This window comes from Microcoleus sp. Pol12A5 (genome assembly GCF_036701435.1).
Lineage (GTDB): Bacteria > Cyanobacteriota > Cyanobacteriia > Cyanobacteriales > Microcoleaceae > Microcoleus.
In genome coordinates, this window is sequence record NZ_JAUBQU010000175.1 from 1 (window position 1) to 8594 (window position 8594).

Consider the following 8594-nt stretch of genomic DNA (forward strand, 5'->3'; position numbering starts at 1 on the left):
GACGTGGGGTTGTTGCGGAGTAAAGAGACGGTTTCGCGATCGGCGTCGTCCCATTTCTTAGCTTCTAATAAGGTTTGTAGTTGCCTGAATTCGCTGCTGGTTTCTTGTGCGCGAGCCCGAAAAGCTGGCTGCAAAACAGCAACAGATGCGGTGATGAATACTAGAGTCATTTTTCCAAATTTAAACATGATTCTCCTCCCGGTAAAAGTGATTTAACGAATAATTCGTTTTTAGTGCCTACCTCATTTAGAAGGGCAACCACAGGATTGCCCCTACGCTGGATTTGGATCTAAAGCAACACAAAATCCGATGCAGTAATCGAACTATTCAACCCAGTCGTTGTTGCCAAAAGTTTACCAGTTGATGTAACTTTCAGCAACGTTCCTCCCGCAGTTTGACTAATTTCTAACTGCTGGAAAGTCAAACCGTTGTTGAGCGAAAATTTATCAATACCAACCTCAAAATCAAGCACCGTATCCGAGCCGGTATCTGGAGTTAACAAAAAGCGATCGCTCCCGCTACCTCCTTTCAGAAAATCCTCGCCATTTTCACCGCTGAGGAAATCATCTCCCCCGCCCCCAAGCAAAGTATCATTGCCCTTACCGCCGTACAAACTGTCATTGCCTTCACCGCCTTCCAAACTGTCAGTACCGCGGCCTCCAAATAAGAGGTCATCGCCATCGCCCCCTGTCAGCGTATCGAGTTCCCGACCGCCGTAAATGCTGTCATTGCCAGCGCCACCATCGAGGGAATCACTAGCTTTTCGGGCACTGATAAAATCGTTACCGCTGCCGCCGATTAAAGTATCGCTATCATCAGTACCGACAAGATTTTTGCCCTCATCACCGAGAAGTTCAGGAGAAGTATTGCCAACTTCAATAACATCGACTTCGACAACCGGAGTAGGGGCTGGAGTAGGGGCTGGAGTCGGTAGTGGAGTTCCTTGAATTTTGGCAGTTAAAAATTCGCCAGTATTTTCGGAAACTACCTCGGCGATGGGTTTTGTGCCGGCGGCTGCTGCTTCGAGGGCGATCGAACTTTCACCTAATGTCACCTTTTGGACTTTGGCAATTTCAGAAGGAATAAACTCAGGCAAAAAGTTAGATTTAACTTTATCCGTGCTTTGATTTGCCTCAGCCGTTACCTTCGCTGCTTCTGGCGCTAGTTGGGAAAATTTTTGAGTGTCGAGATTAGTGTCAACTTGTTTGACGTTGGTAACAGATTGCTGGATAATGCTTTCTACTTGTGCCGCATCATTCAAATCCAGGGAACCGCCGGATTTGATTTTATTGTTAATTGCCCCGACAACAGCTTTGATAATTGCATTATTATCCGCCGCAGATGCACCGTCGATTAAACTGCTGGTTTGGATAATGACATTTTGAACTTTGGTCACGGCGACTAAAGTTTCAACACCCCCAGGCTCATTTTTGGCTGTAGATGCGATCGCATCTAAATCTAGCAGATCGACTTCCCCAGGAATAGACAGAGTAGATTTAACCTTTGACTCCGCTTCACTCTGCGTCATTCCGCCAGCCATCAAATCAGTTACCAAACTGCTTAATGGAGTAACAACTGTGGCATCAGCAGGTGCAGAAAGAGAATTTTTTAGAGGCAAACCCGTAGCAGTATCAGTCCCCCCAAAAGCAACTAAATTGCCTTCTTCTGGATCGATTTGCCCATTTTTATTCTTGTCGAAACTATCCAAGGGAATTTCAAGATTGTATTTACCATTGGAGTCAGTAGTAGTTGATGGTTCGCCAGCATCTTTGACGCCATTTTTGTTGGCATCTAAAAAGACAGTTGCGCCGGAAATGTAACCGTCCTTAACTAAACCGCTGCTAATATCTGGACCTACGGCACCTAAAGTGAAACCATCGCCACTCGGGGTTAAATCGGTGAATAAGAAATTGTTTAGACCAAAGAAAGGCGCTATAATTTGTACGATCGCCTCGTTTACGATCTCTTGGTCGGTTTGGACGGAAGAGTTCGTACCAGATCCGCTATTAGAGTTAGTAGTAGTTGATGGATCGTTATCGCTATTGGTAACAGTGACATCGGCTGCGTTTAATCCGGAGTAATCGCTATCGGCGCTAACAGCAGGTTCGGTAATAATGGTGTAAGTTTTATTTCCATCATCTACGCTATCGTCAACGCCTGTTACCGTCACCGTCTTCGCTATATCCCAATTAGTAGAATTGAAAGTAACAGTTTCCGAGGAAATTGTTCCCTCTGTCTCATCGTTACTACGCAAATTAATTCTGACATTAGCAGTCGGTTGGCTGTCGAGTTTGATGGTGAATTTGTCTGTGCTGCCTGCTTCTGTAGTTACTAATCCCGATTTCGGATTAATAATAATCCCTGGACTTTCAGATATCGGTGTTGGCGTCGGCTTTGGCGTCGGTGTAGCATCGTTATCCTCATCCTCATCCTCGATCGCGGGTGTCGGCTTTGGCGTCGGTGTTGGCGTCGGCTTTGGCGTCGGTGTAGTATCGTTATCCTCATCCTCATCCTCATCCTCGATCGCGGGTGTCGGCTTTGGCGTCGGTGTCGGTGTCGGTGTAGTATCGTTATCCTCGATCGTCACTCTCACCCGTGGAACCGAAATCTCGTTATAGTTACTGTCATTGCTGCTAACTTTGTGAGTAATATTAGCGCGGCGCGTACTTTCCACAACTGTATCGTCAACAGCTTTTACTGTTACAGTTTGAGCAACATTCCAATTATTTGGGGTGAATGTTAGAGGGGCGATCGACTGAATCTGATTATTTGTTGTGAGATTGATGGTAACGGGTGCTGTTGACTGCGACTTTAATTTGATACGGTAACTGTCATTCGCCCCACCTTCTGTAACTTCCATTTCGGTGAGGCTAACAGAAACACCAGCCGTATCATTGTCCTCATTGCCAATATCACCATCCGCTACATCATCGTTGTTGTTGAGCAAAACCGAGATGTTGCCAGATTCTTCATCTGTCGTAGCTAAGTCTGTCTTACCGTCAGCATTAAAGTCCCCAACAGCAATGATCCAGGGATATTCCCCAGCCGTAAAAAAGTTGGCGGGCGCACCAAAACTGCCCGTACCATTTCCCAACAAAATGGAGAGACTATCCTCTTCATCCTCGCTAGTCACAGCTAAGTCTGACTTGTTATCGCCGTTAAAGTCCCCAACAGCAACGATACTGGGAAACTCCCCCGCATCAAAGTGAGTGGGTGCCCCAAAGCTGCCTTTCCCTGTCCCCAACAGGATCGATACGTTTTTAGTGTTTGCTACAGCTAAATCTGGCTTGTTATCTCCATTGAAGTCTCCTATGGCAAACCCATTCGGAGTGTTCCCCACCTTAAACTTAGTAGGAGTCCCAAAGCTGCCTGTTCCTGTCCCCAACAGGATCGATACATTATCAGAAGAGTCTGTGAAAGCTAAGTCGAGCTTGCCGTCAGCATTAAAGTCTTCCACGACACCAAAATGCGGCTTCGACTCATTAACATTCAACTTAGTAGCAGTCCCAAAGCTGCCCGTACCAGTTCCTAACAGAAGCCATGAATTGTACTCGCCGATCGTAATTAAATCTAGCTTACCGTCGCTGTTAAAATCACCCGCACCAATATTAAAACCATCATACTCTGACTTCCCATCAGCTTCCCCCAGATCGAAGCTCCTGGGAGTACCAAAGCTACCTGTGCCATTTCCCAAAAGGATCGCTACTTGGCCTACATCTGCGCCGTTCCTCTTTACAGAAGCTATGTCAAGGTTGCCGTCGCTGTTAAAGTCCCCTAATGCGAGATCTATGGGCATAAAGCCGATGTTAAAGTTGTTGGCAGTGCCAAAGCTTCCTGTGCCTGTCCCCAACAGGATGGAGATGTTGTTAGTGTCGTAATTGGCTGTGGCGATATCTGGCTTACCGTCTTTGTTAAAGTCTGCTACAAGAATGTTACTCAACCCTTCGCCGACATCGCCGATAGGGAAGCTGGTTGCGGTACTGAAGAGAGACATAATTAATTTACCTATTAATTGACAAGGGTAATTTCTGATGTTTGGAGTTGTGAAGTCGAATCTGCTATGCCTAATTCGGCAACGTATTCTTTAGTTAAAAGTGGTAACAGATATAATTAAACAAATCGCTGATAAAGTCAAGTCATAAAGTTCATAACTTAAAGTCTTAAAAGTCATATTTGTAAAATTATATTGCAAGTTATAGATAAATTTGACAGTTTATAGCTTTGCCCGTCTGCTGCCAAATCTCTTTGATATCGTCGCAATCTCAGTCCTCTTTAAGAGGACTTGCGCTATGAGATAGGGGTTTTTAACCCCTGGCGGACTTGCGGACTCACCAACAATTTTCGCCTGCAATAGTTTGTGCCATTACCCAGAAATTCGCCAGGAAATAAATTCCCCGTCTCATAGCCAAAGTCGGTTTTTAACCGACTGCCAAACCTCTTTGAAATCGTCGCAATTTCAGTCCTCTTTCAGAGGACTTAAGCTACTCGCTGTGGGAATTAATTCCCACAGCGAGCTTTCGGTTTAAGCGATCGCGCCTCGATCGCTCATTCGCTCGCCCTTTCCTCTCTAAATCAAAGTGATATTAGCACTCACAAAACTTCCCAAAAGTTGGTCTGGCTTCACCGAATTAACCACAGCCAAAACTTGGCCGGAATCCGCAACTCGAATGACAGTGCTGCAATCAACTTCATCTAGCCGCAAGTTATCAAAGGTTAAATTTCCAGTAAGTCCGATCGCATCAATTCCCACCTGAAAATCTGCAATTAAATCAGCAACATCTGCATCCGCTGGCGCTCCATTTTGGCGCACCACAAACAAGTCATTTCCCGGCCCGCCAACTAAGGTATCTTGAGCCAAATCGCCGCTCAGCGTATCGTTTCCTTCCCCGCCAAACAGCACATCCAACCCTTTGCCGCCGAACAGAAGATCGTCGCCGCTGTCACCGATAACAGTATCATTACCTCGATCGCCCCTGAGTCGATCGTTCCCATCGCGCCCGACAATTAAATCGTTATCTTTGCCGCCAAAAATAACATCATCGCCAGCAGCACCATCAATCGTATCGCTGCCGGGATTGCCAAAAATGCGATCGTCCCCATCACTGCCAAACAAACTATCGGCAGCATCCAAACCGAACATCGTGTCATTGCCCCTGCCGCCATTGATACTATCTTCACCGCTAGTACCTAATAACAAATCATCTCCTGAATTTTCCAAAGTCACGATCGGGCCGGGCTCCAATACGGGCATCGGTATCGATATCGGTGCCGGACATGATTCCGTTGGTGTTTGTGTTGGAGTCGGAGTCGGTGGAGGCGTTGGAGTTGGACCGTCTGGTGTTGGAGTTGGTGGTGTTGGACCGTCTGGTGTTGGACCGTCTGGTGTTGGAGTTGGTGGTGTTGGACCGTCTGGTGTTGGACTGTCTGGTGTTGGAGTTGGTTGTGTTGGTGGTGTTGGAGTTGGTGGTGTTGGTGGAGTTGGTTGTGTTGGACCGTCTGGTGTTGGAGTTGGTGGTGTTGGTGGTGTTGGAGTCGGAGTCGGAGTTGGAGTCGGAGTTGGAGTCGGAGTTGGAGTTGGTGTTGGAGTCGGAGTTGGAGTCGGAGTCGGAGTTGGAGTCGGAGTTGGAGTTGGAGTTGGAGTTGGAGTTGGAGTTGGAGTTGGAGTTGGAGTTGGAGTCGGAGTCGGAGTTGGAGTTGGAGTTGGAGTTGGAGTTGGAGTTGGCGGAGGTGGAGGTGTCGGTGTAGTTATCGGGTCAATTGGTGGAGGTGTCGGTGTAGGCGTCGGTGGAGTTGGTGGAGTTGGCGTTGGCGTCGGTGGAGTTGGAGGTGTCGGTGTAGGAGGTAGCGGTTGTGGCGGAGGAGGTGGAGGCGACACAGCAAAACTACTGAAAATTTGCGTGCTGCTGAAATTTCCCACAGTTTGGATAACACCAGCACCAGGAGTAGTCCCAGTCGGCGTCGCAAAGAAGTCGAAAATCTGCACATCTTGAGCATTCAGCACCCCATCTTGGTTCAAATCAATCACCAAAGTCGTGCCATCTCGTCCCAAGCCCGTCGTTCCAGGAGCCAAAGTCAGTGAAAGCGTTACTCCCGGAAGACTCAGGGAATTTATGCCGCCAATATCTGAAATAAAGCTACCTTGAGCCGTTGTACCCTCCAACTGATAAACATCATTGCCCACCCCTCCAACCAAGAAGTCAGCACCGCCACCACCGGCAAGAGTATTATTGCCATCTCCCCCGAACAGAAAATCATTGCCCAACCCCCCATCTAAGGAATCATCACCAGCACCTCCACCCATAAAATCATTGCCCGCCCCCCCATTCAGGATGTCCTTGCCATCACCACCCAACAGGAAGTCATCGCCATCCAATCCCGATAGGAAGTCATCGCCAGCGAAACCACTTAGGAAATTAACGCTAGTATTTCCTGTCATAGAATCATTGCCAATGCCGCCGTCAATGTCTTCAATACTGATGAGATTGTCCGTTCCCTCTCCCGTTGCCGTCCCAGTTGTCAGATTAGCGACTACCGGGCCAGTTGCACCGTCGTAAGAAACAAAGTCAACACCCTCTCCACCATCAACCGTGTCATTGCCGGCTCCCCCAGACAGGACATCGTTACCCAATCCGCCACTGAGGGAGTCATTGCCATCATCGCCGAAGAGGAAGTCAGTACCATCACCGCCTGAAAGAGAGTCATCCCCAGCCTCCCCAGACAGCAAGTCTTCGCCCAATCCGGCGTTGAGGATGTCCTTGCCATCACCGCCGTAGAGGAAGTCACTACCATCACCGCCTGAGAGAGAGTCATCCCCAGCTTCCCCATCAAGGAAATCGTCGCCCAATCCGGCGTCGAGGATGTCCTTGCCATCACCGCCGTAGAGGAAGTCACCGCCATCCAATCCCGACAGAAAGTCATCACCAGCGAAACCACTTAGGAAATTAACGCTAGTATTCCCTGTCAGAGAGTCTTTGTCGCTGCCACCGTCAATGTCTTCAATACCGATAAGAGTGTCGGTTCCCTCTCCCGTTGCTATCCCTGTTAGGAGATTTACTAGCACAGGAGTTGTCGCTGCCGCATAGGAAACTAAGTCAAAACCGTCTCCGCCGTCAATCAAATCGCTGCCAGAGCCTCCAGCCACAATATCGGTGCCGAGTCCCCCTCTGAGAGTGTCATTACCATTACCGCCCAAGAGGAAATCGCTGCCATTCCCTCCAGAAATTGAATCATCGCCACCTAAACCCAGGAGCAAGTCAACACCATCTCCGCCATCGAGGGAGTCTTTGCTCAAACCGCCAAATATTACATCGTCGCCTAATCCACCTAGAAGGGTACTAGATTTGTTCGCACCGGCGAGAGTCTCACCGCCGAGGAGAGTATCATCCCCCGCGTCGCCAAGCATGAGGTCGTTACCGCCAAAGCTGAGAAAAAAATCATTGCCTTCACCGCCACTGAGAGTCGAATCGCCGATTCCGTCAAACAGGAAATCGTCGCCAAGTCCGCCGAGGAGGGAGTTATTGCCCTCATCGCCGTCAAGAAAGTCCTTACCTGCAAGCGCGACGAGGGTATCATTTCCTGCCGCTCCCGATATGGTGTCATCGTTCGCAGTTCCTGTGAGTAAAGTGTCATTGTTATTGGGTGCAAAAATAAATGCCATGAGTAAATCTCCTTCCTGATGTGATGTTATGAGTCTCGGACTTTCTGTTACTAAAAGTGTGCTATTCCGGTTTGGTCGCAATAGCATTTAGTCTTTGGTTAATCGATTTTTCTCGATCGTAGGTTGACCCACCCAGCGGGTGTAGCTCAAAATGTTAGATGTGAGTTCGATCGCATCTGTCAACTTGTTGATTGACATAATTCAATAAACTACTTAGAAAGTCAATTCATAAAAGTCATAACTTAAAGTCATAAAAGTCATATTTGTAAATATATATTTCAATCGATAGACAAAATAGCAAACTTTAGCTAAATCATATATAACGGAAACATAGCAATTGTTAGTTGCCTAAGAATCAGGCAATTAACAATTAACAATTGGCAATTAGTAATTGGGAATTTGGAATCTGTAATCACTGAGTCAAACGTTGCTAGATTAGGAGCAAAAAAATGTGCAGATCGTTGTCTACAACAATTAACTTAAAATATGAAGTCATGACAGTAGAAGAAGCGATCGAGCTTTTAGACAATTTGGTAGAAAAACAAAGTGGAGAACACCTGACTCGGTTGCAGAAATCGATAATTCGCGGTGTTTTGCAGTCTTGGACGTACCAAGAAATTCAGCAAAACGATCCGATCGCCCGCGGGTACACAGTGGGTTACCTGGGGCGGTATGTCGGTTACAACTTGTGGAAAGAACTTACAAAGGTACTGAAGCAAGCAGAAATTATTGGACAAGAAGAAAGAGTAGTCGGAGCAAATCTTTGGGACTGCATCATGAGAGCTGTACAAAAAGGCACACAACCCACTAAATCTGTCGATGCGATATTGCAAAAGCTGCTGCGGATGCGTTACCGAATCAGAGAACATTTGGTGAATACGGAGTACAGCGATACCTATCTGGCTGAAGATGAAAATTTGCCCGATCGACCTTTGTG

Annotated in this window: 2 protein-coding genes and 2 pseudogenes; 1 reads left to right on the top strand and 3 read right to left on the bottom strand. The window is 47.4% G+C overall.

Annotated features, from left to right (window positions below):
- The 3 genes and pseudogenes from QUA45_RS26435 to QUA45_RS26445 all read right to left on the bottom strand — a co-directional run.
- Window positions 1-188, bottom strand: a pseudogene (locus QUA45_RS26435) (GUN4 domain-containing protein); the annotation flags it as partial.
- 101 nt (window positions 189-289) lie between these two features.
- On the bottom strand, window positions 290-3994 hold the full coding sequence (locus QUA45_RS26440) for an FG-GAP-like repeat-containing protein (protein ID WP_333222742.1): 3705 nt from the start codon (window positions 3992-3994) through the stop codon (window positions 290-292).
- Between the two features lie 573 nt (window positions 3995-4567).
- Complete coding sequence (locus QUA45_RS26445; protein WP_333222744.1) at window positions 4568-7657, bottom strand: calcium-binding protein; 3090 nt, start codon at window positions 7655-7657, stop codon at window positions 4568-4570.
- Window positions 7658-8106: 449 nt separating this feature from the next.
- Between QUA45_RS26445 and QUA45_RS26450 the strand changes: the two are divergent.
- Window positions 8107-8594, top strand: a pseudogene (locus tag QUA45_RS26450) (serine/threonine-protein kinase); the annotation flags it as partial.

Bases quoted from the DNA above. Each gene is read 5' to 3' on its own strand.
- QUA45_RS26440 (WP_333222742.1), bottom strand. From the start codon at position 3,994: ATGTCTCTCTTCAGTACCGCAACCAGCTTCCCTATCGGCGATGTCGGC.
- QUA45_RS26445 (WP_333222744.1), bottom strand. From the start codon at position 7,657: ATGGCATTTATTTTTGCACCCAATAACAATGACACTTTACTCACAGGA.